We start from the raw sequence: 25,596 nt of genomic DNA, 5'->3' as shown, positions 1-25,596 counted from the left end.
TCCACAAGCACCCACACGAATTGCTTGATTCAGTTGTTAAAGAGCGGTTGGTTAAGATCTTTCGTCTCAACCGAGGCGCGCATTCTACAGCAGCCCCTGTTACTGTCAAGCGGTTATTTTCAGAAGTTTTCAAAGTTTCGTTTAGGAATCTTCAACAACTTCAACCACTTGCGCTTCCGATCTCTCGTTAGCGGGAGGCGAATTCTACAGCGTTACTCGCTGCTGTCAACACCTCTTTTTCTCCGCTTTCGACCGAGAAGACCGAACCGTCAATAAGGCGAAAACACACTGCCTTACCAACTCCTTCTGGCTTCGATGAACTGAAGCGTAACCGCTGCCGAAAACTGCGTAACTCTTTGTTTATCAAGGAGTTTTCCGTTTCGACTGCGCCGGAAGTGGGGCGAATTATAGACCTCCAGAATCTGCCGTCAAGCCCTGATTTGGTTTTTCTATCAGGATGTTAAAAAGCCCTGCTTATATATAGACGCGCCCGCAACGAATGCGCAGTATATTGCCCAACACATACAACAATACTCTCGCTTGCCACTTCGGACGATGCCACGCAATGAATGACCACCCCCGCAGCCTTGCCTCGACCCTGTTCTCGGTTGGCCTGCTCTTGATAGCCATGGCATCAATCCAGTCCGGAGCCTCCCTGGCCAAAAGCATGTTCCCGGTTATCGGTGCTCAAGGAACGACCACCCTGCGACTGATCTTTGCCAGTGTGATCATGCTGCTGATATTGCGCCCATGGCGAGCGAAGCTCACTGCGAAATCCCTGCGCACCGTTATCGTCTACGGGATGGCGTTGGGCGGCATGAACTTCCTCTTCTATATGTCCTTGCGCACTGTCCCCCTGGGTATCGCCGTAGCCCTGGAGTTCACCGGCCCATTGGCAGTCGCTATTTACGCCTCACGTCGAGCGATCGACTTTTTATGGATCGCTCTGGCAGCCCTGGGTTTACTGTTATTGATTCCGACAGGCGCCACGAGCGCGGGCATCGATCTGGTCGGCGCAGGTTATGCCCTCGGTGCTGGTGTCTGCTGGGCGCTGTACATTCTGTTCGGCCAGAAGGCTGGCGCTGATAATGGGGTGCAGACCGCTGCGTTGGGCGTGATGATTGCCGCCCTGTTCGTAGCGCCCATCGGCATTGTCCACGCTGGCGCTGCGCTACTGACACCCTCGTTGATTCCCGTGGCCATCGGGGTCGCCATTTTGTCCACCGCCCTGCCCTACACCCTGGAGATGGTCGCCCTCACACGGATACCAGCCCGGACCTTCGGTACATTGATGAGCATCGAACCCGCGATCGGTGCGCTGTCCGGCCTGTTGTTTCTCCAGGAATACCTTTCCCTGTCACAGTGGTTGGCTATCCTGTGCATCATTCTGGCTTCCGTCGGCGCGACCATGACCATGGGGAGTAGCGCCAAGCCTGTGGTCGCAGCAGATTGAAACAAGATTGACGAAGGTCTGGTATTTGCCGCTCAATTAGGCCATGTTTGGGCTACGTAACTCAGTGTCAGACATGGATTTTTTCAGATAGGGACATCAGAACGCTTCAAGCAAAAGCGAATGCAGGCAGACCCAGGCACAGATCCGGGGCCGCTATTAAGGACAGCAATGAAACGAATTTTGATACTGATCGCCGTACTTGCAATTGCGGGCTGCGCAGCGACCTCGAAACCCCAGACGAAACACGGCAAGAAAGGACTGCATATCAATTGTTCGGGGCTCTCGTCCTCGTGGGACAAGTGCTACACCAGCGCCGCCAATTCGTGCGCGCCCAAGGGTTACAAGGTCATCGCCAAGTCAGGGGATGCGGTGGAAGAACCCGGTGACTATCCCTTCGGCCTCAATCCTGCCGGCTATACCAGCCGCAGCATGATCGTCATCTGCAAGTAACCCTCCCCTCCTATCGGGCTTGCATAGCCCGATAGGCGCTTCGCTCCAATACTGCTAACGTTTGTCAGTCAATGACCGTTCAGCAAAGGGCGATATCCATGACCACCGCTATCAATAACAAGAAGATCGTACTGGTCGTCGGCGCGGGCGATGCCACCGGCGGCGCCATCGCCAAACGTTTTGCCCGTGAAGGGTATATCGCCTGCGTCACACGTCGCAGCGCAGACAAACTCCAGCCATTGGTAGAGTCCATCACTGCCAGTGGCGGCGAGGCCCACGGTTTTGCCTGTGATGCGCGTAATGAAGAAGACGTGATAGCGCTCATCGAGCAGATCGAAACCGAGCTCGGCCCCATCGAAGCGTTCGTCTTCAATATCGGCGCCAATGTGCCGTGCAGCATCCTCGAAGAAACCGCCCGCAAGTATTTCAAGATTTGGGAAATGGCCTGTTTCTCAGGGTTTCTCAACGCCCGTGAAGTGGCCAAGCGCATGGTCACCCGCCAACGGGGCACGATCCTGTTCACCGGCGCCACTGCTGGCTTGCGCGGCGCCGCGGGTTTCGCCGCCTTCGCCGGGGCGAAGCACGGGATTCGCGCCTTGGCGCAAAGCATGGCCCGCGAACTGGGACCGATGAACATCCACGTCGCCCACGTCGTAGTGGATGGCGCCATCGATACCGATTTTATCCGCGACAACTTCCCGGAAAAATACGCGACCAAGGATCAGGACGGCATCCTCAATCCCGAGCACATCGCCGACAACTATTGGTACCTGCATAGCCAGCCACGGGACGCCTGGACCTTCGAACTGGATCTGCGCCCCTGGAACGAACGCTGGTAAGCCCTCCCCTACAACAATAAGAAGAGCACATCGACCATGAGCAAAACCGTGGAGTTCTTTTTCGACCTCGGCAGCCCCGCCACTTACCTGGCCCATACCCAACTGCCAAAGATCTGCAAACAGACCGATAGTCAGCTGATCTACAGACCGATGCTGCTGGGTGGCGTCTTCAAAGCTACTGGCAATGCTTCCCCCATCACCGTACCGGCCAAGGGTCGCTACATGTTTCAGGACCTGGACCGCTATGCCAAACGTTATGGCGTACAGCTGAAGTTCAACCCGAACTTCCCAATCAATACCCTGATGCTGATGCGCGCTGTCACAGGTATGCAACTACGCCACCCCGAACGCTTTCAGGCGTTTATCGATTGCCTGTTTCACGCCCTTTGGGTTGAGGGATGCAGCCTCGATGATCCTGCGACTGTTGCCGCCGTGCTGACGCAAAACGGTTTCGATCCAAACGAGGTGCTGGCAATGACCGCCGATGAAACCGTCAAAGCCGCCCTCAAGGAAAATACTGAGGAAGCGGTGCAACGCGGTGTATTCGGTGCGCCGAGCATGTTTATAGGTGATCAGTTGTTCTTCGGCCAGGATCGGCTGGACTTCGTCCTTGAAGCCCTACTTGCGCAATAACAAGCGCCTGCCTATGACCTGAGCCAGGCGCTGGAAACAGCGCCTGGACTCAAACCGCTCAAATAGCCGCGGTTCGGGTGTTCAACCATTCGAGGGCCGCACCGTTGAGCAACGGGCTCAGGCGTTCACGCACCTCGGCGTGATAACCGTTGAACCACTGCTTTTCGTCTTCAGTCAGCAGCGACGGTTCCAGGCAACGGGTGTCGATCGGGCACAGAGTCAGGGTTTCGAATTTCAGGAACTCCCCGAATTCGCTCTTGCCTGCTTCACGATTCAATACCAGGTTCTCGATCCGCACACCCCAGCGGCCCGGACGGTAAGTGCCCGGTTCGATGGAGGTGATCATGCCTGGCTGCATCGCTGTTTGCGGTGCCGCCGCGGCCTGATAGGCGATGACTTGCGGACCTTCGTGAACATTGAGGAAATAGCCGACGCCGTGACCGGTGCCGTGGCCGTAGTCGACGCTTTCGGCCCAGATCGGCGCGCGGGCAATAGCGTCCAGCAACGGCGACAGAATGCCTCGTGGAAACTGTGCACGGGAGAGCGCAATCACGCCTTTGAGTACGCGGGTGCAATCGCGCTTCTGCTCGTCAGTCGGCGTACCCACCGGCACCATTCGGGTGATGTCGGTGGTACCGCCCAGGTATTGGCCGCCGGAGTCGATCAGCAACAGGCCGTCACCCTCGATCACCGCGTGTTCTTCTTCGGTGGCGTGGTAGTGCGGCATCGCTCCGTTGGCGTTAAACGCGGCAATGGTGTTGAAGCTCAGCGAGACATAATCCGGACGTCGGGTACGCGCCGCGGTCAGGTGTTCGTCGATGGTCAGTTCGGTGATGCGCTCACGCCCCCAAGCCGCTTCCAGCCAGGCGAAGAATTCGCACAGCGCCGCGCCATCCTGCTCCATGGCTCGACGAATGTGTTCGGCATCGGCCAGGCTTTTCTGCGACTTGGCCAGAGTGGTCGGGTTCAGGCCTTCGAGCAGTTTCACGCCGCTGTTCAGGTTATCCAGCAGACCGGCCGTGACCCGCGCCGGATCGACTTGCAGGCTCTCGCCGCTCGGCACGGCGCGCAAGGCGTCGGTTACTTCGCTGTAATCGCGCAGGGTCACGCCGTCCTGTTCGAGAATGGCGCGCAGCTCGGCGCTCACTTTGCTCAGGGCGACGAACAAGGTGGCCTGCCGCTGGCTGATCAGGGCGAAGGACACGAACACCGGATTGAACGACACGTCGCCGCCGCGCAGGTTGAACAACCAGGCGATGTCATCGAGGGTGGCGATGAAGTGCCAGTCGGCACCGCGCTCTTTCAGCACCTCACGCAGTTTGGCGAGTTTTTCGCCACGGCTGACCGTTGCCTGAGGCGGCAAGTGTTGATAGATCGGCTCATTCGGCAGACTTGGACGATCACTCCAGACTTCATTCAGCAGATCGATGTCGGTGCGCAGACGTGCGCCGCGTTCTTCGAGTTTGCTGCTCAAAGTACGCGCGGAGGCCATGGCCATCACCGCGCCATCGACTGCAACGACACCGCCTTCAGGGGTTTGCTCGGCCAGCCAATCGAGCGGGCCGGGTTGACCCGGTTGCAGCTTGACCAGCTCGATGCCGCTGCCCTTGAGCTCCTTGCTCGCTTGTTCCCAATAGCGGCTGTCGGCCCAGACGCCGGCAAAATCCGGCGTAACGATCAGCGTGCCCACCGAGCCATGAAAACCCGACAACCACTGCCGTCCCTGCCAATAGCCCGGCAGGTATTCCGACAGGTGCGGGTCGGCTGACGGCACCAGCAGCGCATGAATACCCTCCCGGCTCATCAACTCACGGGTTTGCGCCAGGCGCTGGGGTACCAATCCATTGGTCAAAGGCTGTGTACTCATCGTGTCTCCTGCTAACCACTCATCATTATTATTCGGTGCCGATCGGAGCCGGCGCTTAAGGACCTGTCGCCCAGAATGCCGGAGCACTGGCGCAAATTGCTTTAATCAGGTGTACCGCTTGATCGATATCCTGCTCGGTGGTGAAACGCCCCAGGCTCAAGCGAATGGTGCGACTGGCCGAGCGTGCGTCATGCCCTAGGGCCAGAAGCACATGGGACGGCGCATTGCTGGCAGAATTACAGGCCGAGGTCGCGGAAAACGCGATCGAGGTGCTCAACGCCGCGGAACTGAACTCGCCTTCGTTGAAAGTCAGGCTCAAGGTATGGGGAATGCGCTGGGTCGAACTGCCATTGAGACGCACGCCGGGGATGCTCAGCAGCGGTTCAAGCAAGCGTTCACGCAGATGCGCGATGGTGGCTTTCTCTTCATCGAACAATTGCGCCGCCAACGCGAAGGCTGCACCCATTGCGGCAATCTGGTGCGTCGCCAGCGTGCCGGAGCGCAACCCGCCCTCATGACCGCCGCCGTGGATCTGCGCCTGCAGACGCAGCTGCGCACGAGGGCCGACATACAGCGCGCCGATGCCTTTTGGACCGTAGACCTTGTGCGCCGAGAACGACATCAAATCCACCGGCCACCGGGCCAGATCGATCGCCACTTTGCCCGCGCCCTGAGCCGCATCAACGTGAAATAACGCATCGCGATCACGCACCGCCTGGCCGATGGCCGGGATGTCGTTGAGGGTGCCCAGTTCGTTATTGACCAGCATCAACGACACCAGAAAGGTATCCTCACGCATCGCTTCGCTGACCGCTTGTGGAGTAATCAGGCCATCGGCATCGGGCACCAGATATGTCACCGCAACGCCTGCGTCCTGCAACTGTTTTGCAGTGTCGAGAATCGCTTTGTGTTCGATCTGGCTGGTGATGATGTGGCCGCCGGAAACACCGCGGGCCTGGGCCACGCCCTTGAGGGCAAGGTTGTTGGATTCGGTGGCGCCGGAGGTCCAGACGATCTGTTCCGCCTGGGCGCCCACCAATTCGGCCACCTGGCGCCGTGCTTGCTCGACCGATTGCCGGGCCTGTTGGCCGAAGGCGTGGGAACTGGACGCAGGATTGCCGAAGTTACCGGTGAAACCCAGACACTCGACCATGACCTTGATGACCCGCTCATCCACCGGCGTGGTGGCGGCGTAGTCGAAATACAACGGACGTTTATTCATAAAAGACTCGCAGAGCGTGTTCCGGGATCAGGAAGCTCGTCACTGGAAATGTCAAAGCGCCGCCTCATGAGCGACGCCGAATTTTCAGAACGACAGCAATACCTGATCGGAGGCCATTAAAGAAGAACAACTTCATTTAAAAGTGCGTAGGAACGCTCCTGAAGTCGAGCTTAACAGGCATCGGGCCACCGGATGAAGCAATGCGTCAGCTAAAACTGTCGAGCAATAAAGGATACAGCGAAGCCACCAACAGTAAGGCCATACCCCAGTTGAACAGCCGCAACCAGCGGCGATCGCGCAGCACATTGCGCAGCAGCGTGCCGCAACCGGCCCACACCCCAACGCTTGGCAGGTTGATCAAGGCGAAGACCGCGGCAATCACAATCACATTGGTGAAATAGCCCTGCATCGGCGTGTAGGTGCTGATGGCACCGATGGCCATGATCCAGGCCTTGGGGTTGACCCATTGAAACGCTGCCGCCCCCAGATAACTGATCGGCCTGCCCTCACCCTGTTCACCCTCGGCTACCGGCCCGGAATGAGCAATCTTCCACGCCAGGTACAGCAAATACGCCGCGCCGACATAGCGCAACACGGTGTAAAGCATTGGATAGGTTTGAAACACCGTGCCCAGGCCGAAACCGACAGCGACCACCAGGACGAAGAAGCCACAAGTGATGCCCAGCATGTGGGGAATGGTGCGCTGAAAGCCGAAATTCACGCCAGAGGCCAGCAACATGGTGTTGTTCGGACCGGGGGTGATCGAGGTGACAAGGGCAAACAGGGCAAAGCCCAGCAGCAGGTCGAGCGAGAGTGTCATGGGTGGCAGTCCATCAGGGTCAGGTATTGACCCTATCGCACGCCTTGAGGGAAACCCATGGACAGTTGCGTGAAAGTTCGAGCAGTACAGTTGTCACTCAGCTTTGGCGGCCGTGCAGCTGTACTGCGCGTTCGGCGTTCATCTCGCCTTGTTTGTCGAAACTGAACGATTTTGCCGGCTGGCCGAGCAATTCGGCTTTCTTCGCATGGTACTCGTCGAAGGACAAGCCACGACGATTCAGCGCCTCCAGCGCCAGTTCCCGGGTTTCTTCAGCGGTGTAGGGCCTCAATTCCGGTGAAACATGGCTGGCACATCCGGCGAGAACGGAGATGGCGAGCAGCAAGAAAGTGGCGAGCAGAGATTTCATTTCGGGCGTCCGCATATCTGTGTTTTGGTCAATGAACACAGGCTACCCGTGCCGCTCGAAGGGTAGAAATCAACGCTCTCGATAGTGGGTATCGGATCAAAAGATCGCAGCCTTCGGCAACTGCTCGTCGGGCACTCGGTTGCGGGAAAAGGGCTGACCTATAGTTATTCGACCGGAAATCGGCGAAGGAACACCTTAACCCCACAACAAAAGGAGAACCGTCATGAGCGTAAAACCTATTCCAGAGGGTTATCACAGCATCACCCCTTATCTAGGCATTCAGAAAGCTGCCGAAGCCATCGACTTCTACAAGAAGGCCTTTGGCGCCACCGAAGTCATGCGCCTGGCCATGCCCGATGGCGGCATCGGGCACGCTGAGCTGCGTATTGGTGACTGCCCGATCATGCTTGGCACACCCTGCGACCAGGGCCCATTGAGCAACCCGGACAAGTCGCCGTCCGTGGGGCTGCATCTGTATGTGAACGATGTGGACAAGTCCTTTAAACAGGCCATCGATGCCGGTGCCACGCAGGTGTCCGAGGTCAAGGATCAGTTTTATGGCGACCGTTCGGGGACTTTGAAAGATCCCTACGGGCATCTATGGTTTCTGGCCACGCGCAAGGAGGATCTGACTCAGGAGCAGATCGAACAGCGGGCGAAGGAGATGTTTAAGCAGGGTTGAGTTTTCCAGTGAATGTTCGGGCCTCTTCGCGAGCAAGCCCGCTCCCACAGTTGATCGGCTGCGTACACATAATGTGTGTTCGACACCAATCCAATGTGGGAGCGGGCTTGCTCGCGAAGAGGCCATCACCTTCAACATCCAATTTGACTGTCAGACCTTTTCGCAAATAAACCCGCCCCCCGTCCAGCCAGCAACACGAAACATTTACTTTCATATCCCCTTTCGGGATTTCCGATGCTCATACGTCTTATTTAGATGCAGTCGGTCGCGTAGGCAAAAGCCACGGCCGGACTTTTCATGGACCGCACCGCTGGGAAGCCCACAGCAGTAGTCCTCTCATCGAAACAAGACCTTTAATCATGTCGAAGAAATCCCGCTCAAAACTCTGGTTTCTGGTCCATAGCTGGCTGGCGCTGCCCATCTGGTTTTTTGTATTGATCGTCTGTGTGACCGGCACGCTGGCGGTGGTCAGTCAGGAAATCGTCTGGCTGGCCAACCCGCAAATGCGCGCCAGCGCGCCTTCAGACGACGCGCCGCTGCTCAACTATGACCAGATTGTCGCCGCCATCAAACAGGCCGAACCCCAGACGCTGGTCCAGGGCATCAGTCGCCCCGACGAGTCGCATTTCGCCCTCGACGTGGACGTCAGTTACCCGGACGGCCGCTCGGTGACGGTCTATGTGAACCCCTATAGCGGGGTGATTCAGGGCACCGCTCCACAATTCAATTTCAAGGCATTCACCCGCGCACTGCATGGCTGGTGGCTGGTGCCGTTCACCAACGGCTACAGCTGGGGCTGGTATCTGGTGTCGTTCCTCGGGCTGCCGATGCTGGCGTCGCTGGTGACCGGGTTGGTGGTCTACAAACGGTTCTGGAAAGGCTTCTTTCGACCGACCCTGCGCATTCGCCATGGCGCGCGGATTTTCTGGGGCGACTTTCATCGGCTCAGCGGCATCTGGTCGATCTGGTTCATTGCGGTGATCTCGATCACCGGTGTCTGGTTCCTGATCAAGGCGATTCTGTTCGACAACCAGATTTCGATTACCACGGAACCGGTGGTGTCGGTCGTCTCGCGTGAAAGCGTGCCGTTGACCACCACCGGCAAGCCGGCCCCGATGATCAGCCTGGAACAGGCGATCAAGGTCGCTCAGGAGCAAATCCCTGGACTTGACGCCAGTTTCGTCACCCTGCCGAGCAACGCTTACAGCCATCTGTCCGTGGGCGGTCGTAGCTGGTATCCCCTGATGTACCAGACGGCCGAGGTCAACCCGTACAACGGCGATATTGCCAGCACACGGCTGCTGTCCGATCGCTCCAGCCTGGAATTCGTGACCGAGTCGATGCGTCCGTTGCACACCGGTGACTTTGGCGGGATCTGGATCAAGCTGATCTGGTTCTTCTTCGGTTTGCTGCTGAGCATGATGGTGCTCAGCGGCTTGCTGATCTGGACCAAACGCACCGCCCTGGCCACCGCCAATGCGTTCAAGCGCAGCAACAAGGCGCCGCGCCCGGTGTCGAGACCGCAAACGGTCATGAACCGCCAGACTCCGGAGGGCAACCTGTGAGCAAGACGATCACTGCACCGCAGCCTTCGCGTGCGAGCCTTCTTTGGCGCAAATGGCGCTTCCACATCAACATTTTCTTGCTGCTGATCCCTTTGGGCTTCATGCCCAAATACTTTGCCGACGCCTCGCTGTTTCGCGGTGACAGCGGACTGGGGGAGCGGGAAATCGGCGAAATCCAGGTCGGCCCCTGGAGCCTGCAACTGGCCGAACTGCGCAACGAAGCGCCCCTGTTGACCGGCCCCGCCGGCTACATGAAAGGCTTCAACGCAGCGCTGTGCGAACGCTGTCGCGATCAGGTCAAGGCGACTTACCTGCGCATCGGCAAACCCCGCAGCCTGCGCGCGGCCGGTGCGATTTTCTTCGGTACGCCGTACCGCATGGGCGCAATGCTGCCGGTACCCGAAAAGACCAAAACCGACGCCGAGCTGTGGATCACCATGGAAGGCTGGGACGGCGCCATGCATCAAGCGTCCATCCCCCTGAGCCAGGCATCCCCGGCCACCCTCGCCTGGCTGAACAAACAAGGAGGCAAACCATGATCAACGCTTTTCGCCCTCTGCACGCCGTTTTACTGGTGCTCTGCGCCGCCTTCAGCACCAGCGCCCAGGCTCACAACCCGATGTGCGAATGCAAGGCCATCGATGCAGAACAGATCCAGTGCACCGGCGGTTTCTCCGACGGCAGCGGCGCGCCGGGCGTGACCCTGGACGTGATCGGCTACGACGAAACCATTCTGGTGCCGGGCAAACTCGGCGCCGATTCGACCCTGACGTTCAAGAAGCCCGGCGCTGAATTCTATGTGCTGTTCGACGCCGGTCCCGGCCATGTCGTCGAGATCGACCAAGCGGACATCCAGGCCCCATGACGACACCAACCACACACATCGTCCGCCCGGCCGGCGCCGGCCATGAAACCCTCTATGTGTTGCTGCTGTGCCTGATGATCCTGGCGGTTGCCGGCTCCGTGGTCGCCTGGCGCGGCGAGGCTCAGGAAGTGAGCAGCGTTGGCAGCCATCAACTGGATGCCCGTCGTGATCTGAGCGCCTCCGAGCAAGGTATTTACGCCGACCTGCGGGTCACGCTGGATGAAATTCATCTGTTGCGTCAGGAACAGCAAACATTGCCCACACCTTCCACCCTCGCCGATGAAGGTTTTGCGCCGTTTGCCCAGGACGCCAGTTCCGTCAGCCGCGGTGGCCATGCCTGGCAGTTGCTGGACACCAAGGCCTACTTCGGCCAGAGCCAGGTCCCAACCGTGGCCGGTTCGTTTCTGATGCGCTTGACCGCTGAAGACGACACCGCGCCGGACATCTGGCTCAACCGCGGCAGCGCCCTCCCCGTTCCGAACGATCTCACCGATGCTGCGCTCAACGGCGCCGGCTGGCAGCAGATCGTCGCGCAATTCGATGCCGGCGTCACCCGCCAGCATCGGCATTGAACCCTAGCCTTCACCCGAGAGAAGACCGCTTTCCCATGCCTAGTTCATCTCAACGTCAGTCCTTTTTTCGTCTGCTGATGGTCGGCCTGTTTGCCTGTTTGCTGACACCTCTGGCCATTGCCGACGAAGCCAAGCGCCTGCGCATCGGTATCACCCTGCACCCTTATTACAGTTACGTGGCCAACATCGTCGGCGACAAGGCCGAAGTGGTGCCGTTGATCCAGGCCGGTTTCAACCCCCATGCCTACGAGCCGCGGGCCCAAGACATCAAACGCATCAGCGGGCTGGACGTGGTCGTGCTCAACGGCGTGGGCCATGACGACTTCGCCGACCGCATGATCGCCGCCAGCGAAACCCCGAACATCAAGGTGATCGAAGCCAACGAAAACGTGCCTCTGCTGGCCGCCACCGGCGTTGCTGCCCGGGGTGCCGGCAAGGTGGTCAACCCGCACACATTCCTGTCGATCAGCGCTTCCATTGCCCAGGTCAACAACATCGCCCGGGAACTGGGCAAGCTCGACCCGGCCAATGCCAAAACCTATACACAAAACGCTCGCGCCTACGGCAAACGCCTGCGGCAGATGCGCGCCGACGCCTTGGCAAAACTGACCCAGGCGCCGAACGCCGAGTTGCGCGTGGCCACCGTCCATGCTGCCTACGACTATCTGCTGCGCGAGTTTGGCCTGGAAGTGACCGCCGTGGTCGAGCCGGCCCACGGTATCGAACCGAGCCCCAGCCAGCTGAAAAAGACCATCGATCAGCTGCGGGAGCTGGACGTGAAAGTGATCTTCTCGGAGATGGATTTTCCGTCCACCTACGTCGAGACCATTCAGCGTGAGTCCGGGGTGAAGCTGTATCCGCTGTCGCACATTTCCTATGGCGAATACACCGCCGACAAGTACGAAAAAGAAATGACCGGCAACCTCAATACCGTGGTCCGCGCGATTCAGGAGTCCGGCGCATGACGGCTCAAGAAACCATCACTGAATCCCCTGTGGGAGCGGGCTTGCTCGCGAAGAGGGAGTATCCGTCGACATCAATGTTGACTGACCCAGCGCTTTCGCGAGCAAGCCCGCTCCCACAGGTTTCGGGGCCGACCCTGGATTTCGCCGAGGTCAGCCTCACGCTGGGTCGCACGACGATCCTCGACAAGGTGACCTTTCAAGTCCGGCCCGGCAGCGTGCATGCACTGGTCGGCCCTAACGGTGGCGGCAAGAGCTCGCTGATCAAGACCCTGCTCGGGCAGATGCCGCATCAGGGTCGCTTGAGCCTGCAATGGCCCGGTGAACCGGGGACCATCGGCTACGTGCCCCAGGCGCTGGAGTTCGATCGCGGTTTACCGATGACCGTCGATGACTTCATGGCCGCCATGTGCCAGCGGCGCCCGGCGTTTCTCGGGTTGAGTAAACACTACGCGGCGGCCATCAGCGAAGCACTGGAACGGGTCGGCATGCAGGACAAACGCAAGCGGCGCATGGGCGCATTGTCCGGCGGTGAGCGCCAGCGCGTTTTGTTGGCCCAAGGGCTGATTCCGGCGCCGCAATTGCTGGTACTCGATGAGCCAATGTCGGCCCTCGATGAGGCCGGCATTCAGGTGTTCGAACGGTTGCTGGGCGACTGGCGCCAAAGCGGCATCACCGTGCTGTGGATCGAGCATGATCTGGAAGCGGTCGGGCGACTGGCGGACCGGGTCACCGGGCTCAATCGCCGGGTGCTGTTCGATGCCACGCCGAAACAGGCACTGACTCCGGAGCGACTGCTGACCTTGTTCTCGACCCATCCCCGGAGCACTGCCTGATGAGTTACGAAGCCTTTCGTTTGATGGTCCAGGGCTGGGCCTCGTCGGGTTACCTGCCGGAAGCGCTGGCCTATGGATTTGTGGTCAACGCGCTGCTCGCGGGGCTGTTGATCGGCCCGGTGTTGGGCGGCTTGGGTACGCTGGTGGTGGTCAAGCGTTTCGCGTTTTTCTCCGAAGCGGTGGGCCATGCGGCGCTGACCGGTGTGGCCATCGGCATTCTGCTCGGCGAGCCCTACACCGGGCCTTATGGCAGCCTGTTCGGTTACTGCCTGCTGTTCGGCATTTTGCTCAACTATTTACGCAACCGTACGGGGCTGGCGCCGGATACTTTGATCGGTGTGTTCCTTTCTGTGTCGTTGGCGTTGGGCGCCAGCCTGTTATTGATTCTGGCGGGCAAGATCAATGTGCACATCCTGGAAAACGTGCTGTTCGGTTCAGTGCTGACAGTCAACGGCAATGACCTGCTGGTGTTGGCCATTGTTGGTTCGCTGGTGATGGCGCTGGCCCTGCCGTTGTACAACCGCATCATGCTCGCCAGTTTCAATCCGCAACTGGCGGCGGTACGCGGTGTGGCGGTGAAGACTCTGGATTATCTGTTCGTGATTCTGGTGACCCTGATCACGGTGGCGGCGGTGAAAGTCATCGGGGCGATTCTGGTCGGCGCACTGTTGGTGATTCCTGCGGCGGCCGCGCGATTGCTCAGTCAGTCGTTGAAGGGTTTTTTCTGGTGTTCGGTGCTGATCGCCACGGTCAGCACGTTGTGCGGAATTCTCGCGCCGATTGTCTTTGACCTGCCTGTCCCGTCCGGTGCCGCGATCATTCTGGTGGCCGGTATCGCCTTCGCCCTGGCCGCGATTGCTCGTGGCATCGTTCCAAGTCTGAAAGGGAACCTCGGATAAATGTCTTTTTCTCTGCGTCAATTGACCCTGGCGCTGACCTTGTGTGGGCCAGCCTCGTTCAACGCATCCGCCACCGATACCTTCGAACCGATGCGTCTGCTGGCCAATCACGGTGTCGGTAACACCGCGCTCTTCGCCTCGACTTCAACGCACAAAGTGCTGGTGCTGGCGGCGTTGCCTGTGACCTACGGTCTGGGTGCCCTGCTGCTGGAGGGCACCGATGTCAGCCTTGAGCGCGCCGCGCCGGCCAACCTGCCCGGCAGTCGGCAGACCGCTTATTTCACCGGCCGTGGCGCTCAAGCGCTCAATAAGCTGGCGATCGACGCCGATGCGGTCATCGGCCTGCGTTCGCTATGGCCGGATGATCCGCTGTACCCGAACGCCCGTCGCAGCAATATCCGCATCATTGAAATCGACGCCGCCCGCCCGGTGGATGGCGCCCTGCCCGGCATCGCCGTACAGCCTGGCAGCAAGATCGACGGCTTGAACAGTCAGCCTTGGTTGGCCAGCAACAACATGGGCCGGATGGCGGATGTCATGGCGGCAGACCTGGTGCGCCTGGCGCCAGCGGCCAAACCGAAGATAGACGCCAACCTGGCAGCACTCAAACAGCGCCTGCTCAAGCTCAGCGCTGACAGCGAATCACGCTTGGCCAATGCCGACAACTTGAGTGTGATGAGCCTGAGCGATCATTTCGGCTACCTGATCGGCGGCCTTAACCTGGAGCTGATCGGCCTGGATGCACGGCCGGATGCCGAGTGGACGCCGGAGGCGCTCAAACAACTGGGTGCGACGCTCAAAGACAATGACGTGGCGGTGGTATTGCATCATCGCCAGCCGCCGGACGCGGTGAAAGCGTTGATTGCCGAGACGGGTAGTCGGTTGGTGGTGTTGAGTGTCGATGCGGCGGATCCGGTGGCCGAATTGGAAGGGAATGTGGGTTTGGTGATTAAAGGGTTGGACGGCGCGTAACGTCAGTTGCACCGTGTAATCGTTCTTCGCGAGCAAGCCCGCTCCCACATTTGATCGGTGGTGATCGTAAATTCTGTGATCGACACAAATCCACTGTGGGAGCGGGCTTGCTCGCGAAGGCGGCCTGACAGGCAACACGGAATCCAGACCAAGAAAAAGCCCGCTGAACCGGTAAGATCAGCGGGCTTCTTTTTGCGCGGTGACTCAGTGAGCCACAGCCGCCTGTTCTTCCATTTTCTGGCGCAAGCTCAGTGGACGCATGTCGGTCCAGACCTCTTCGATGTAGGCCAGGCATTCCTTTTTCAGGCCGCTCTTGCCCACGGTGCGCCAGCCTTGTGGCACGGCTTTGTAGTCGGGCCAGATCGAGTATTGCTCTTCGTGGTTGACCACGACCTGAAAGAGGATGTCCTCGCGGTCGAATACTGACGTCATGCTGTCTCTCCATCGCTGTAGGGTGGGCTGCACGCCGTGCGCAGCCGTTATGTAGAAGGAACGTTCAAGGCACCAAAAAATTTAGAGGCTGGCAGTGGCTGCGGCCATGGCCCTGCCGAAAATGTCGGCCACCCGATCGATTTCTGCTGCTGTGATCACCAACGGTGGCAGGAAACGCACGACACCGCCGTGACGCCCGCCCAGCTCGAGGATCAATCCGCGTTTGAGGCATTCGCGCTGCACCAACGGCGCCAGACGAGCGAATATCGGTGGATGGCCTTGAGCGTCCGGCGCGCCGGTCGGGTCGACCAGCTCAACGCCCAGCATCAAGCCCCGTCCACGGATATCGCCCAGTTGCGGGAAGTCCCGTTGCAGGATGTGCAGGTGTTCACTCAAGCGTTCGCCCATGGCAGAGGCGTGCTCGCAAACCTTGTGCTCTGTCAGGTAGCGCATCACCGCAGAGCCTGCGGCCATTGCCATCTGATTACCGCGGAAGGTCCCGGCATGGGCGCCCGGCAGCCAGGTGTCGAGCCAGTCGCGATAGACCACCACCGCCAGCGGCAGGCTGCCGCCGATGGCCTTGGACATCACCACCACGTCCGGAATAATCCCGGCGTGCTCGAAGGCGAACATCTTGCCGGTGCGGGCAAAACCGCTCTGGATCTCATCGACGATCAGCGCTACGCCGGCCTTCTCGGTGATGCGTCGCACGCCGCGCAGCCAGTCGAGATCGGCCGGAATCACCCCGCCCTCGCCCTGTACCGCTTCGACGATCACCGCAGCGGGCAATTGCACGCCGGCCTCTGGATCATTCAGCAGGTTTTCCAGGTAACTCAGGTTGACCTGCACCCCCTGCGCACCGCCGAGCCCGAACGGGCAACGGTAATCGTAGGGATACGGCATGAACTGCACGCCACTGCTGAGCAACGCACCCAACGGCTTTTTCGGCCCCAGACTGCCCATCAGGCTCAACGCGCCCTGGCTCATGCCGTGGTAACCGCCCTGGAACGACAAAACCGTGCTGCGCCCGGTGGCGGTGCGCACCAATTTCAGCGCGGCTTCTACCGCATCGGTACCGGTGGGGCCGCAGAACTGAATCTTCGCTTCAGCGGCCAATGCCGGCGGCAATAGACCGAACAGGTCCTGAACAAACTGATCCTTCACCGGCGTGGTCAGGTCGAGTGTGTGCAGCGGCAGTTCATCGGTCAGCACTTGCTGGATCGCTTCGATCACCACCGGGTGGTTGTGTCCCAAAGCCAGAGTCCCCGCACCGGCCAGGCAATCAATGAAACTGCGGCCTTCGACATCCTCGACATAAATGCCCTTGGCTCGCTTGAGTGCCAGGGGAATGCGCCGCGGATAGCTGCGAGCGTTCGACTCCTGCTGGCTTTGACGAGCCAGCAATGGCGATTCGTTGAACTGATAAAGCGTCTCGGCAGGCGTCGGAACGATCCGGGCAGGCTGATCTTCGATAAGGCTGATAGCGACTGACATCTCTCGATCCCTCAATACGCTGTTGATAGTGACCAAAACTGCACACCGGGCAGGTGCGCGTTCCGGTCACGGGGCGCACTTGCAGGTTTTCCTGTTCTGGAAACGCATCAGGACCTCAAGGATTTAGACCCTCGATCAGCTTTCTATGAAGGTGGTGACAGCGCCTTGTGCATGGGAATGGCGTGGAGTCCCGCCACGGTGAAGGTTTCAGCGCAAGCCCGGTAACCCAGACGGTGGTAAAACGCCTCACCGGTACGGGTGCTGTTGAGCCGCGCGTGAGGCAAACCCTGAGCGATCAACCAGGTTTCGAGATCCTGCACCAATGCTTGTCCGGCGCCTCGTCGAAACCATTCCGGCTGTACATAGCAGAACGCGATCTTGCCGCTGATCGCCGCCATGGCGACGCCGATCGGTTTGTCCTGCAACAGGGCGATGTTCAGGTACAAGCGCGAGTCGACCAGCCAGGGTTGCACGTGTTCGATGGTTTTGTTGTGAGTCCAAGCGGCGACGGTTCGCGGATCGTTGCGATGATCCAGCGCGCAGCCGACGCGAATGGAGCGCTCGACGATGCGGCTGATGATCCCGGCGTCGGCAGGCGTTGCCTTGCAGATGTGTATCGATGCATCCATGGCGCTGTTACCTCAATCCATTGAGTCAAAGCTGCCAGGGACGATAACGTTGTGGGCGCCGGGTGGCTAATGGAGAGACGTTACATTTGGTGTGCGACACAGACCAGCTATCTGATTCAGGATAGTCACAGGTCCTGTGATCACACAGATCCACTGTGGGAGCGGGCTTGCTCGCGAAAGCGATTTCACATTCAACAATGATGTTGGCTGATACTCCGCCTTCGCGAGCAAGCCCGCTCCCACATTTGCTCTGCGATGGCTTGTCAGACCGGTTGCAAAGGCATGGTCAGCTCGACCCGCAAGCCATCCGGGCGGCTGTCGAAATGCAGGGTGCAGCCGCAACGCTGGACGATGGCCTGGACAATCGCCAGGCCGAGGCCGCAACCGGTGCTCTGGCCGTTGCGCCAGAAGCGTTGGGTCAGGTGTTGCAGGTCATCTTCGGCAATCCCCGGGCCGTGGTCGCGGACCAAAAAGCGCACGCGATTGTTGGTGGTTTCCAGGCTCAGCTCCACGGCCCCATTTCCTGGGGTATGGCGCAGGGCGTTGTCGAGCAGGTTGCGCAATGCGGCAATCGACAGCACCGCAGGCATTTGCAGCGGCGCATCGGAGAATGTGGTCGGCAACTGAAACTTGATCCGCTGACGATCACCGCTGGCAGCATCCTGAATCGCCAGTTTCGCCACCTGTTCGGCGCTGCATTGCACGCCATCATCGAACGACAGACTGCCCTCGACGCGCGCCAGCAGCAGCAATTGTTCAAGCGTGCGGTGAAGTCGGTCAGCGCCCTCCTCAGCCCGCGCCAGGGACTGATCCCGGGCGCTGCCTTCAGTCATGCGCGCCACTTGCAGATGGGTTTTGATCGCGGTCAGCGGGCTGCGCAATTCATGCGCGGCATCACCGGTCAGGCGCCGCTCGCGCTCGATGGTCTTGCCAATACGCAGGAACAACTGATTCTGGGTTTCCAGCAACGGTTGCAGTTCGCTGGGCAACGGCTGGATTTGCAACGGTTCCAGGGAATCGGCACTGCGTCGCATCAGCGCATCGCGCATACGATTGAGCGGTGCCAGCCCCTGACCGATGCCGAGCCACAACAGACACAGGCAGCCGAGCAGCGCCACGCCGACCGGTACCGAGGCCGCCAGCAGAATGGACATGTTCAGCGCTTCGCGCTCGATTTGCCGGTCGGCGGTGGTAATGCGCACATCACCGCGCGCCAGGGTGAAGCTGCGCCAGGGTGCGCCGTCGATCATTTGATCATGGAAGCCCATTTTTTCGGCTTCCAGGGTTTGTTCGGGGCTACTGTGGCTGCGGGCCAGAATTTCGCCGCGCAACGAGCTGACCTGACAGGCCATGCCGCCAGGGATGCTCAGCTGTTCAGCGCTGAAATGGGTCCCCTCGCCCTTGCTCGGCAACGCCGGCAGTTGCTCCAGCAGCCCGGCTACCATCCGCGCCGACGCCACCAGCCGCTGGTCCAAGGAAAACATCATCTGGTTGCGCAGATCACTGAGCATCCAGGCGGCGGCCAGGGCCCAGATCAGCGCAAACGCGGCGCCGAGGGTCAGGCTCAGGCGCAAACGCAGACTCATCACTTCGATTGCTCTCCGCCATCGGCCGGCCCCAGGCGATAGCCCAGGCCACGCACGGTCTCGACGATGCCGTTGCCGAGTTTGCGCCGCAGGTGATGGATATGGACGTTAAGGGCGTTGCTCTCCAGTTCGTCATTGAAACCGTAGACACTGTCCTTGAGTTGCTCGGTGGACAACACCCGGCCACGGTTATGCAGCAAGGCTTGCAACAGCGATTGTTCACGGCGCGACAAATCAACGGGGCGGCCGCCAAGCAGGGTTTCTCGGCTGCTCGGGTCGTAGGTCAAACGGCCATGTTCAATCAGGTTGACGCTGCGACCCGCCACCCGTCGCAACAGCGTATGCAGACGGGCGGCGAGTTCGCGCAGGTCAAACGGTTTGAGCAAGTAGTCATCGGCACCGGCTTGCAGGCCGTCGACCCGGTCGGTGACCGAATCCCGCGCAGTGAGGATCAGCACCGGGATTTCGAGGCCATGGTGACGCAACTGCTGCAACAACTTGAGGCCATCTTCGTCCGGCAGGCCGAGATCGAGCACCATGACGTCGAACTCGGCCACCTTGAGCATCGCCCGGGCGGCGGAAGCGGTGGCCACGTGTTCCACCGTCAGGCCCTGGGCCGTGAGGCCGGCAACAATGCCGCTGGCAATCAGCTCATCGTCTTCGCAAACCAGTACGTGCATGGGAGCTCCATGAGCAAAAACGCGAGTCAAACAGATGTGGATTAAGCCGCAATTATGGCAAGCCCTACGGCCGACGAGAAGCAGGCCTTTCGTTCACTGGTCGTCCGGCGTACCAGATGGGTATTTGATGATCGCCTTAATCATTTTGACACCCCCCTCTTAGTTGACATGAAACATATCAGTCTCAAACCGAAACAATCAACCCACAAAAAGCCATATCAAAGATCAATATCTAACGATAGTCTGACTCCGACATTAACACCCTACACTACCAGGTTCGAAGAGATTCCATTTATTTACTAAAACACTCTTCAGCCAACTGAAAGGAATCAGATCATGCCGACACTCAAGAATTTTGTTGCCGTCGATTGGCGCGCAGGAAAAGATAAAATTTACTTCTTCTTCAAAGACAGCAATACATACTCCAGATTTGATCTTGGCGAGAACAAGGTTGACGAGGGATATCCTGCCGAGATAACAGCCGATAACTGGGGAAGCTTTCACGCTCACGTCAAAGATCTGCGTTTCGGCTTTACAGTCACTGGGGTTGGGGGCCACCCGAACGGAGGTGATGACATTTTATGGCTGTTCTATTATGCCAATGGCACTCCGATGGTCTGTAAGTACGACCAGGATTACGACAAAGTAACCGGAACCTATCGTCTTGAAGATTCGTTGTGGCACTCGCTACTTCCTTATTTCGACCGCATCGTGGCCGGCACATGGTGGGAAATATTCGGCTTCAAATATCTATTCAAGTTTTTGACGAATGATGGACACTACATCAACTTCAATTACAGAACACAAAAAACATCAATAAAGCCCATCACACCTGACTCCTGGCCCGGATTGGGACCTTACAAAAACCGAATCATAACAGCCGTGCAAAACGACGCCCCGCTTTTCGACAGTTATTTCTATATCTTTCTGACCAACAACAGATACATCAGATACAACATAAAGGACAACAGGGCAGAGACAGGACCGACAATAATAGATGACGAATCCTGGCCAGGGTTGATACAAGACTGAGACGGCATCGGATTCCGCTGCCAGGGAGGATCATGCCTTGGGCCGGGGGACCGCTGTCTTTTCTCCAGACAGGTGCTTCCCCGCGCGTCATATATATATGTAACGCACGTCCTCCTTCTCACCTGAATAACCTGTGTGCGTACCACCCCAATTGTCCACTCACACAGGTATTGACTATGTATACACACTCATCCGCTTTGACGACGCTGTTCAGCTTGCTCAACACATTGAGCTCGCTGATTGCCCGGTTGACCAATGAGCAAGAAACCGCCAGAAAAAAGGGGCTGGAGCTCTACAACCTGGGGGAATACCGGGATTCGGAGGCTTATCTGACCATTGCCGCCACCGCTGGAGATCGTGAATCGCAGTACGCACTCGCAGAAGTCATCAGGCGCCGGGAAAACAACCTCAAGGAGGAGGATAAAACCCACGCCGACAGAGATTGGTACGCCCTGGCAGCAGCTCAGGGCGACGTCTACGCCCTGCTGCGATTGGCTGATGACGCGTCCCTTAAGCAAGCCAAAACACTTGCGCAAGGGCGTGCCGACAGCGGCGATGGCGAAGCCATGCTTCAACTTTATGAAATAACCAAGGATATCGCCTGGCTGAAAAAATCGGCTGAAGCAGGTTTTCTGGAAGGGCAATACATACTCGCCATCGTGTATGACAAGGACCACACCCTCATTCCGGATGCGATTGAACGCAGGTCCACTATCGACCGCTGGCTCAAACGTGCGGCCGAGGCGGGGTTCTCCCGGGCGATGCACTGGTACAGCAATCGCCCACCCGTTAGCCATGATCTTCCCACCAAGAGAGAGTGGCTGATCAAAAGGGCGCAATTGAACGATGTAAACGCGGTGCTCGAGTACGGCTATGGGTTGGGTGGCGTCTATGAGGATGAGAATGGCATCGATACCGAATATGGCTTCGAAAAGAACCTGATCAAAAGTTACGGCCTCATTTGGCTGGTGCTCGATACTTCTCGGGAATCCCCGCGCTACAACACCGCGTTTAACAATCTTTCAATCATTGCGCAGGACATGTCCAAAGAAGACATAGAAGCCGGCAAGGCATTTGCGCAAGAGTGGAAGCGTACACATCCCCCACTGTCGGAATTCAGATTGACCTACAGCGATCTTCAGTAAGCCATTAAGGATGATTCGCGCTGTGAATCCTGGATTCCAGCGCGAATCAGCCTGGCTAATAATCATGTCCTGCTCGTTAACACCGGGTTAATCGGCAGCCATCATCGTGCTCGGCAATTGCAATGTTTAAGGCTTTGTCGATGCGCGGTTTTCTTGTTTTTCTTCTCTGGCTGTTTGCCAGCCTTGCTCAGGCACAGCCGGGGAACAATCCATTCGACAAAAAACCCGACTTTCTACCCATCGAAAAAGCGTTCATCTTCACCTCCGAGCGCCTGGCGTCCGGTGAAACGCAATTGTTCTGGCAGATTGCCGACGGTTACTACCTGTACCAAAAACGCCTGAAGTTCGACGATTTGCCGGCGCAGTACAAACCGGTGTTGCCTGAAGGTGAAGCTCACAGCGATGAGTTTTTCGGTGAACAGCAGGTTTATCGCCAAGGCCTGGAACTGAAGATCCCGGCGGGTGCCAGCGGCCAGATCAAGGTGGGTTTCCAGGGCTGTGCCGATGCCGGGTTGTGTTATCCGCCCCACACTCAAGTGGTGTATTTAGGCAACACCACAATGCCGAGCCTTTTAAATGAGGCACCGGATCAAGCCTTGGCAAGCGACCTGCAACAACGGGCGCTGGGCTGGAGCTTGCTGGTGTTCTTCGGCTTGGGCTTGCTGCTGGCGTTCACGCCGTGCTCGTTGCCGATGTTGCCGATTCTGGCGGGGTTGATCGTTGGCAGTGGCGCCACACCCAAGCGCGGTTTTGCACTGGCCGGCAGCTACGTGATCAGCATGGCACTGGTGTATGCGGCGATGGGCGTGCTGGCTGCGCTGCTCGGGGCGAACCTTCAGGCACTGCTGCAGAATCCATGGCTGCTGGGCAGCTTTGCGGCGGTGTTCGTGCTGCTGGCCTTGCCGATGTTCGGTTTCTTCGAGCTGCAATTACCGGTAGCGGTGCGTGATCGACTGGAACATGTTTCGCGCAATCAGCGCGGTGGCAACCTGATCGGTGCCGGTTTGCTGGGAGCCTTGTCCGGCCTGCTGGTGGGACCGTGCATGACCGCCCCATTGGCCGGCGCCCTGCTCTATATCGCCCAGAGCGGCAATGCGCTGCACGGCGGGCTGATTCTGTTCGCCATGGGCATCGGCATTGGTATACCGCTGCTGTTGCTGGTGACTGTCGGTAATCGTTTCCTGCCCAAACCCGGTGCCTGGATGAACCTGCTCAAAGGTGTGTTCGGCTTCCTGTTCCTCGCTACTGCGCTGCTGATGCTGCGCCCGGTACTGGATGAATCGCTGTGGCTCGGCTTGTGCGGAGCCTTGCTGCTGATCGCCGCCTACAGCGCCTGGAAGCAGTCGCAGGGGTTTGGCCGCGTCGCCCATCTGTTCGGTGCCAGTTCATTGCTGTTGGGGCTGTGGGGCAGTCTGCTGGTGGTGGGTGCCGCCGGTGGCAGTGACGACCCGTACCAGCCGCTGCAGGTCTATAGCATCAGCCGTGACGGCACCGGCGCAAGCCCTGTCAGTCACGACGCCTTTACCACGATCAAGGAGCCAGCCGCACTGCAACGGGAGCTGGATGCCGCTCGGGCTCAAGGCCAATGGGTGCTGCTGGATTACTACGCCGACTGGTGTGTGGCGTGCAAAGTCATGGAAAAACAGGTCTTCGGCAAAGCGCAGGTCCTGCAAGCACTCAGCGATGTGCGCTTGCTACGGCTGGACGTCACCGCCGACAATGCCGCCAGCCGCAAACTGCTCGGCCGTTATAAAGTGCCGGGGCCGCCAAGCCTGTTGTGGATCGGCCCCGACGGCGAAGAGCGCCGCAGCCGGCGCATCACCGGTGAGGTCGATGCCGGCACCTTCCTGCAACGCTGGACCACCACCCGAGACGCTCGTTAATGCTGACCTTTACCCTCGGCACCTTTGCCATCGCACTTAATCACTTGCTGCTGATCAGTGCCCTGGCGCTGGCGACTTTTGTCGGCTGGCGGGTGGCCAAGCGTGGTGGCGAGAACCCGGAGTCGGTGCTGTTCAGCTTGTTCCTGCTGGGCCTGCTGGCGTCCCGGGTCGGTTTCGTGATTGCCTACTGGGCGCAGTATCGCAACGATCCATGGCAGATCATCGACCTGCGCGACGGTGGTTTTCTCGCCTGGCCCGGGGTGGTCGTGCTGTTACTCGCCGCTGTGTATCGAGGCTGGCGTCGCCCGGGCCTGCGCCGGCCGTTGGGCTTTGGCGTGGTCAGTGGTCTGTCATTCTGGCTGCTGGCAACCTTCTCTCTGAATATTTATGAACAAGGCACGCGCTTGCCGCAGATCACCCTGCGCAATGCCGCCGGCCAAACGGTGCAACTCAGCGATTACCAGGGTGGCCCGCTGGTGATCAATCTTTGGGCCACCTGGTGCCCGCCGTGCCGCCGGGAAATGCCAGTGCTGGAAAACGCCCAGCAACAGCGTCCGGACCTGACCTTTCTGTTCGTCAACCAGGCCGAAAGCATGCAAAGCGTCAGCACCTTCCTTGAAACCCAGGGCCTGAGCCTGACTAACGTGCTGTTCGATGGCCGCGGTCGCTTGGGTCAGGCCGTGGGTTCCATGGCATTGCCGACTACGCTGTTCTATAGCCCCGACGGGCACCTGCTGGGCAGCCATCTGGGCGAGCTCTCTGAAGCCAGCCTGGCCCGCGCCCTGGAAAACTTCGACACCCCGAACCCGGCCACCCCGGCCACGCCTTCAAGGAAATTGCCATGCTCCGCCTCCGCCACCTGCTGACGTTAACCCTGGGTGCCGCCCTGCTGCACTTGCCGTCGGTACAGGCCGAAGAATTGCCTGAAGCGATCAAGAAGATCGAAGCCAAGGGCGCCAAAATTGTCGGCACCTTCGACGCGCCCGACGGCCTGCGCGGTTATGCAGCGCAGTACCAGAACCGCGGCATGGCGCTGTACCTGACCCCGGACGGCAAACATGTACTGTTGGGCAACTTGTACGACGCCGAAGGCAATGACCTGAGCAGCGCGCCGTTGCAGAAACTGGTCTACGCGCCAATGGCCAAGGAAATCTGGGGCAAGATGGAAGCGAGCAACTGGATCGGTGACGGCAACAAGGATGCACCGCGAATCGTCTATCTGTTCAGTGACCCGAATTGCCCGTACTGCAACATGTTCTGGGAACAGGCGCGGCCCTGGGTCAAGGCCGGCAAGGTGCAGTTGCGGCACATCATGGTCGGCATCATTCGCGAAGACAGCCCGGGCAAATCCGCCGCGCTGCTGGCTGCCAAAGACCCGCAGAAAGCGTTGGCAGACCATGAGAAATCCGGCAAGGACAGCTCGCTCAAAGCCCTGAAAGATGTGCCGCCGGCGATTCAGGCAAAACTCGCGGCGAACATGCAGTTGATGGAAGACCTGGAACTGGCCGCCACCCCGGCGATTTTCTACATGGATGACAAGGGCCAGCTGCAACAGCAGCAAGGCGCGCCGACACCGGAGAAATTGGTGAAGATTCTGGGGCCTAAATAACCGCACCGGCCTCTTCGCGGGCAAGCCTCGCTCCTACAGGATTTACGTGTTCTCGATTATTGCGAACGACTCAAATCCTGTAGGAGCGAGGCTTGCCCGCGA

At 59.0% G+C, this 25,596-nt stretch carries 28 protein-coding genes; 19 read left to right on the top strand and 9 right to left on the bottom strand.

The genetic code is table 11. The features are described 5' to 3' along the window. The 5 genes from ACIPLA_RS09640 to ACIPLA_RS09620 form a co-directional block, all read left to right on the top strand. Positions 1–191, top strand: a 191-nt coding sequence (locus tag ACIPLA_RS09640; protein WP_401173015.1) for a hypothetical protein, incomplete at its 5' end; no start/stop codon positions are given. Between the two features lie 374 nt (positions 192–565). Next, entirely contained in the window at positions 566–1,453 is an 888-nt protein-coding gene (gene rhtA, locus ACIPLA_RS09635) for a threonine/homoserine exporter RhtA (RefSeq protein ID WP_218397417.1), read from the top strand. A 168-nt stretch (positions 1,454–1,621) separates the two neighbouring features. After that, positions 1,622–1,903, top strand: a complete 282-nt coding sequence (locus ACIPLA_RS09630) for a hypothetical protein (protein WP_192344142.1) — start codon at positions 1,622–1,624, stop codon at positions 1,901–1,903. A 98-nt stretch (positions 1,904–2,001) separates the two neighbouring features. Beyond that, a complete protein-coding gene (locus ACIPLA_RS09625) occupies positions 2,002–2,742 on the top strand; it encodes an SDR family oxidoreductase (protein WP_123497452.1) in 741 nt (246 codons plus the stop codon). A 36-nt stretch (positions 2,743–2,778) separates the two neighbouring features. Further along, positions 2,779–3,375 carry a 2-hydroxychromene-2-carboxylate isomerase gene (locus ACIPLA_RS09620; RefSeq protein WP_401173014.1) on the top strand — a complete coding sequence of 199 codons (597 nt, stop codon included), beginning with the start codon at positions 2,779–2,781 and terminating at the stop codon, positions 3,373–3,375. Between the two features lie 58 nt (positions 3,376–3,433). Here ACIPLA_RS09620 and ACIPLA_RS09615 read toward each other — a convergent pair whose 3' ends face one another. The 4 genes from ACIPLA_RS09615 to ACIPLA_RS09600 all read right to left on the bottom strand — a co-directional run bounded on the left by ACIPLA_RS09615 (position 3,434) and on the right by ACIPLA_RS09600 (position 7,651). Then, positions 3,434–5,242 (bottom strand): aminopeptidase P family protein, encoded by a 1,809-nt coding sequence (locus tag ACIPLA_RS09615; RefSeq protein ID WP_218397420.1) that lies wholly within the window; start codon positions 5,240–5,242, stop codon positions 3,434–3,436. Between the two features lie 55 nt (positions 5,243–5,297). Further along, a complete protein-coding gene (locus ACIPLA_RS09610) occupies positions 5,298–6,464 on the bottom strand; it encodes a cysteine desulfurase family protein (protein ID WP_401173013.1) in 1,167 nt (388 codons plus the stop codon). Between the two features lie 205 nt (positions 6,465–6,669). Further along, positions 6,670–7,284, bottom strand: coding sequence for a LysE family translocator (locus ACIPLA_RS09605; RefSeq protein WP_218397424.1), 615 nt, complete (start codon positions 7,282–7,284; stop codon positions 6,670–6,672). 97 nt (positions 7,285–7,381) lie between these two features. Next, complete coding sequence (locus tag ACIPLA_RS09600) at positions 7,382–7,651, bottom strand: hypothetical protein (RefSeq protein WP_008075566.1); 270 nt, start codon at positions 7,649–7,651, stop codon at positions 7,382–7,384. Positions 7,652–7,874: 223 nt separating this feature from the next. Here ACIPLA_RS09600 and ACIPLA_RS09595 point away from each other — a divergent pair, with 223 nt between their 5' ends. From ACIPLA_RS09595 to ACIPLA_RS09555, 9 genes are all read left to right on the top strand, one after another. Beyond that, entirely contained in the window at positions 7,875–8,333 is a 459-nt protein-coding gene (locus tag ACIPLA_RS09595) for a VOC family protein (protein ID WP_192344136.1), read from the top strand. 359 nt (positions 8,334–8,692) lie between these two features. Further along, positions 8,693–9,898, top strand: a complete 1,206-nt coding sequence (locus ACIPLA_RS09590) for a PepSY domain-containing protein (protein ID WP_192344135.1) — start codon at positions 8,693–8,695, stop codon at positions 9,896–9,898. Continuing rightward, positions 9,895–10,437 carry a thiamine pyrophosphate-binding protein gene (locus tag ACIPLA_RS09585; RefSeq protein WP_218397426.1) on the top strand — a complete coding sequence of 181 codons (543 nt, stop codon included), beginning with the start codon at positions 9,895–9,897 and terminating at the stop codon, positions 10,435–10,437. Before ACIPLA_RS09590 ends, ACIPLA_RS09585 begins: the two co-directional genes overlap by 4 nt. After that, positions 10,434–10,763 carry a hypothetical protein gene (locus tag ACIPLA_RS09580; RefSeq protein ID WP_218397428.1) on the top strand — a complete coding sequence of 110 codons (330 nt, stop codon included), beginning with the start codon at positions 10,434–10,436 and terminating at the stop codon, positions 10,761–10,763. Before ACIPLA_RS09585 ends, ACIPLA_RS09580 begins: the two co-directional genes overlap by 4 nt. Then, the gene (locus ACIPLA_RS09575; protein ID WP_218397429.1) at positions 10,760–11,335 is read left to right on the top strand and encodes a DUF6162 family protein; all 576 of its coding nucleotides are present in this window, start codon (positions 10,760–10,762) and stop codon (positions 11,333–11,335) included. The genes ACIPLA_RS09580 and ACIPLA_RS09575 overlap by 4 nt, the downstream gene beginning before the upstream one ends. Positions 11,336–11,370: 35 nt before the next feature. Next, positions 11,371–12,300 carry a metal ABC transporter substrate-binding protein gene (locus ACIPLA_RS09570; protein WP_401173012.1) on the top strand — a complete coding sequence of 310 codons (930 nt, stop codon included), beginning with the start codon at positions 11,371–11,373 and terminating at the stop codon, positions 12,298–12,300. A gap of 74 nt (positions 12,301–12,374) precedes the next feature. Further along, on the top strand, positions 12,375–13,133 hold the full coding sequence (locus ACIPLA_RS09565) for a metal ABC transporter ATP-binding protein (protein WP_401173019.1): 759 nt from the start codon (positions 12,375–12,377) through the stop codon (positions 13,131–13,133). After that, positions 13,133–14,032 (top strand): metal ABC transporter permease, encoded by a 900-nt coding sequence (locus ACIPLA_RS09560; RefSeq protein ID WP_218397434.1) that lies wholly within the window; start codon positions 13,133–13,135, stop codon positions 14,030–14,032. The genes ACIPLA_RS09565 and ACIPLA_RS09560 overlap by 1 nt, the downstream gene beginning before the upstream one ends. Continuing rightward, a complete protein-coding gene (locus ACIPLA_RS09555) occupies positions 14,033–15,004 on the top strand; it encodes a metal ABC transporter substrate-binding protein (protein ID WP_401173011.1) in 972 nt (323 codons plus the stop codon). 204 nt (positions 15,005–15,208) lie between these two features. Here the strand turns inward: ACIPLA_RS09555 and ACIPLA_RS09550 are convergent, their stop codons facing one another. The 5 genes from ACIPLA_RS09550 to ACIPLA_RS09530 form a co-directional block, all read right to left on the bottom strand. Continuing rightward, entirely contained in the window at positions 15,209–15,436 is a 228-nt protein-coding gene (locus ACIPLA_RS09550) for an MbtH family protein (protein ID WP_007934245.1), read from the bottom strand. A gap of 81 nt (positions 15,437–15,517) precedes the next feature. Beyond that, positions 15,518–16,930 carry an aspartate aminotransferase family protein gene (locus ACIPLA_RS09545; RefSeq protein ID WP_218397438.1) on the bottom strand — a complete coding sequence of 471 codons (1,413 nt, stop codon included), beginning with the start codon at positions 16,928–16,930 and terminating at the stop codon, positions 15,518–15,520. Positions 16,931–17,073: 143 nt separating this feature from the next. Next, entirely contained in the window at positions 17,074–17,559 is a 486-nt protein-coding gene (locus ACIPLA_RS09540; protein ID WP_218397440.1) for a GNAT family N-acetyltransferase, read from the bottom strand. A 263-nt stretch (positions 17,560–17,822) separates the two neighbouring features. Beyond that, a complete protein-coding gene (locus tag ACIPLA_RS09535) occupies positions 17,823–19,148 on the bottom strand; it encodes an ATP-binding protein (RefSeq protein ID WP_063341056.1) in 1,326 nt (441 codons plus the stop codon). Continuing rightward, positions 19,145–19,825, bottom strand: coding sequence for a response regulator (locus ACIPLA_RS09530; protein ID WP_008075588.1), 681 nt, complete (start codon positions 19,823–19,825; stop codon positions 19,145–19,147). Before ACIPLA_RS09530 ends, ACIPLA_RS09535 begins: the two co-directional genes overlap by 4 nt. A 336-nt stretch (positions 19,826–20,161) precedes the next feature. Here ACIPLA_RS09530 and ACIPLA_RS09525 point away from each other — a divergent pair, with 336 nt between their 5' ends. The 5 genes from ACIPLA_RS09525 to dsbG all read left to right on the top strand — a co-directional run bounded on the left by ACIPLA_RS09525 (position 20,162) and on the right by dsbG (position 25,494). Further along, positions 20,162–20,857, top strand: a complete 696-nt coding sequence (locus ACIPLA_RS09525) for a hypothetical protein (protein WP_218397444.1) — start codon at positions 20,162–20,164, stop codon at positions 20,855–20,857. 176 nt (positions 20,858–21,033) lie between these two features. Next, the gene (locus ACIPLA_RS09520) at positions 21,034–22,002 is read left to right on the top strand and encodes a tetratricopeptide repeat protein (RefSeq protein WP_401173010.1); all 969 of its coding nucleotides are present in this window, start codon (positions 21,034–21,036) and stop codon (positions 22,000–22,002) included. Between the two features lie 140 nt (positions 22,003–22,142). Next, positions 22,143–23,885 (top strand): protein-disulfide reductase DsbD, encoded by a 1,743-nt coding sequence (dsbD, locus tag ACIPLA_RS09515; RefSeq protein WP_401173009.1) that lies wholly within the window; start codon positions 22,143–22,145, stop codon positions 23,883–23,885. After that, positions 23,885–24,751 carry a TlpA disulfide reductase family protein gene (locus tag ACIPLA_RS09510; protein ID WP_218397450.1) on the top strand — a complete coding sequence of 289 codons (867 nt, stop codon included), beginning with the start codon at positions 23,885–23,887 and terminating at the stop codon, positions 24,749–24,751. Before dsbD ends, ACIPLA_RS09510 begins: the two co-directional genes overlap by 1 nt. After that, entirely contained in the window at positions 24,727–25,494 is a 768-nt protein-coding gene (gene dsbG / locus ACIPLA_RS09505) for a thiol:disulfide interchange protein DsbG (RefSeq protein ID WP_123497518.1), read from the top strand. The genes ACIPLA_RS09510 and dsbG overlap by 25 nt, the downstream gene beginning before the upstream one ends. Positions 25,495–25,596: the final 102 nt, after the last annotated feature.

It is taken from the genome of Pseudomonas sp. NPDC086112 (assembly GCF_044746425.1).
Classification (GTDB): domain Bacteria; phylum Pseudomonadota; class Gammaproteobacteria; order Pseudomonadales; family Pseudomonadaceae; genus Aquipseudomonas.
Note: the sequence above shows the minus strand (reverse complement) of the source record. Positions and strands in the feature narration are given on the sequence as shown.

Coding starts and splice junctions, on each gene's coding strand:
- ACIPLA_RS09520 (WP_401173010.1), top strand. CDS start 21,034: ATGTATACACACTCATCCGCTTTGACGACGCTGTTCAGCTTGCTCAAC.
- dsbD (WP_401173009.1), top strand. CDS start 22,143: ATGCGCGGTTTTCTTGTTTTTCTTCTCTGGCTGTTTGCCAGCCTTGCT.
- ACIPLA_RS09595 (WP_192344136.1), top strand. CDS start 7,875: ATGAGCGTAAAACCTATTCCAGAGGGTTATCACAGCATCACCCCTTAT.
- ACIPLA_RS09510 (WP_218397450.1), top strand. CDS start 23,885: ATGCTGACCTTTACCCTCGGCACCTTTGCCATCGCACTTAATCACTTG.
- ACIPLA_RS09580 (WP_218397428.1), top strand. CDS start 10,434: ATGATCAACGCTTTTCGCCCTCTGCACGCCGTTTTACTGGTGCTCTGC.
- ACIPLA_RS09545 (WP_218397438.1), bottom strand. CDS start 16,930: ATGTCAGTCGCTATCAGCCTTATCGAAGATCAGCCTGCCCGGATCGTT.
- ACIPLA_RS09615 (WP_218397420.1), bottom strand. CDS start 5,242: ATGAGTACACAGCCTTTGACCAATGGATTGGTACCCCAGCGCCTGGCG.
- ACIPLA_RS09565 (WP_401173019.1), top strand. CDS start 12,375: ATGTTGACTGACCCAGCGCTTTCGCGAGCAAGCCCGCTCCCACAGGTT.
- ACIPLA_RS09530 (WP_008075588.1), bottom strand. CDS start 19,825: ATGCACGTACTGGTTTGCGAAGACGATGAGCTGATTGCCAGCGGCATT.
- ACIPLA_RS09575 (WP_218397429.1), top strand. CDS start 10,760: ATGACGACACCAACCACACACATCGTCCGCCCGGCCGGCGCCGGCCAT.
- ACIPLA_RS09555 (WP_401173011.1), top strand. CDS start 14,033: ATGTCTTTTTCTCTGCGTCAATTGACCCTGGCGCTGACCTTGTGTGGG.
- rhtA (WP_218397417.1), top strand. CDS start 566: ATGAATGACCACCCCCGCAGCCTTGCCTCGACCCTGTTCTCGGTTGGC.
- ACIPLA_RS09600 (WP_008075566.1), bottom strand. CDS start 7,651: ATGAAATCTCTGCTCGCCACTTTCTTGCTGCTCGCCATCTCCGTTCTC.
- ACIPLA_RS09540 (WP_218397440.1), bottom strand. CDS start 17,559: ATGGATGCATCGATACACATCTGCAAGGCAACGCCTGCCGACGCCGGG.
- ACIPLA_RS09590 (WP_192344135.1), top strand. CDS start 8,693: ATGTCGAAGAAATCCCGCTCAAAACTCTGGTTTCTGGTCCATAGCTGG.
- ACIPLA_RS09625 (WP_123497452.1), top strand. CDS start 2,002: ATGACCACCGCTATCAATAACAAGAAGATCGTACTGGTCGTCGGCGCG.
- ACIPLA_RS09620 (WP_401173014.1), top strand. CDS start 2,779: ATGAGCAAAACCGTGGAGTTCTTTTTCGACCTCGGCAGCCCCGCCACT.
- ACIPLA_RS09630 (WP_192344142.1), top strand. CDS start 1,622: ATGAAACGAATTTTGATACTGATCGCCGTACTTGCAATTGCGGGCTGC.
- ACIPLA_RS09525 (WP_218397444.1), top strand. CDS start 20,162: ATGCCGACACTCAAGAATTTTGTTGCCGTCGATTGGCGCGCAGGAAAA.
- ACIPLA_RS09550 (WP_007934245.1), bottom strand. CDS start 15,436: ATGACGTCAGTATTCGACCGCGAGGACATCCTCTTTCAGGTCGTGGTC.
- ACIPLA_RS09570 (WP_401173012.1), top strand. CDS start 11,371: ATGCCTAGTTCATCTCAACGTCAGTCCTTTTTTCGTCTGCTGATGGTC.
- dsbG (WP_123497518.1), top strand. CDS start 24,727: ATGCTCCGCCTCCGCCACCTGCTGACGTTAACCCTGGGTGCCGCCCTG.
- ACIPLA_RS09610 (WP_401173013.1), bottom strand. CDS start 6,464: ATGAATAAACGTCCGTTGTATTTCGACTACGCCGCCACCACGCCGGTG.
- ACIPLA_RS09605 (WP_218397424.1), bottom strand. CDS start 7,284: ATGACACTCTCGCTCGACCTGCTGCTGGGCTTTGCCCTGTTTGCCCTT.
- ACIPLA_RS09560 (WP_218397434.1), top strand. CDS start 13,133: ATGAGTTACGAAGCCTTTCGTTTGATGGTCCAGGGCTGGGCCTCGTCG.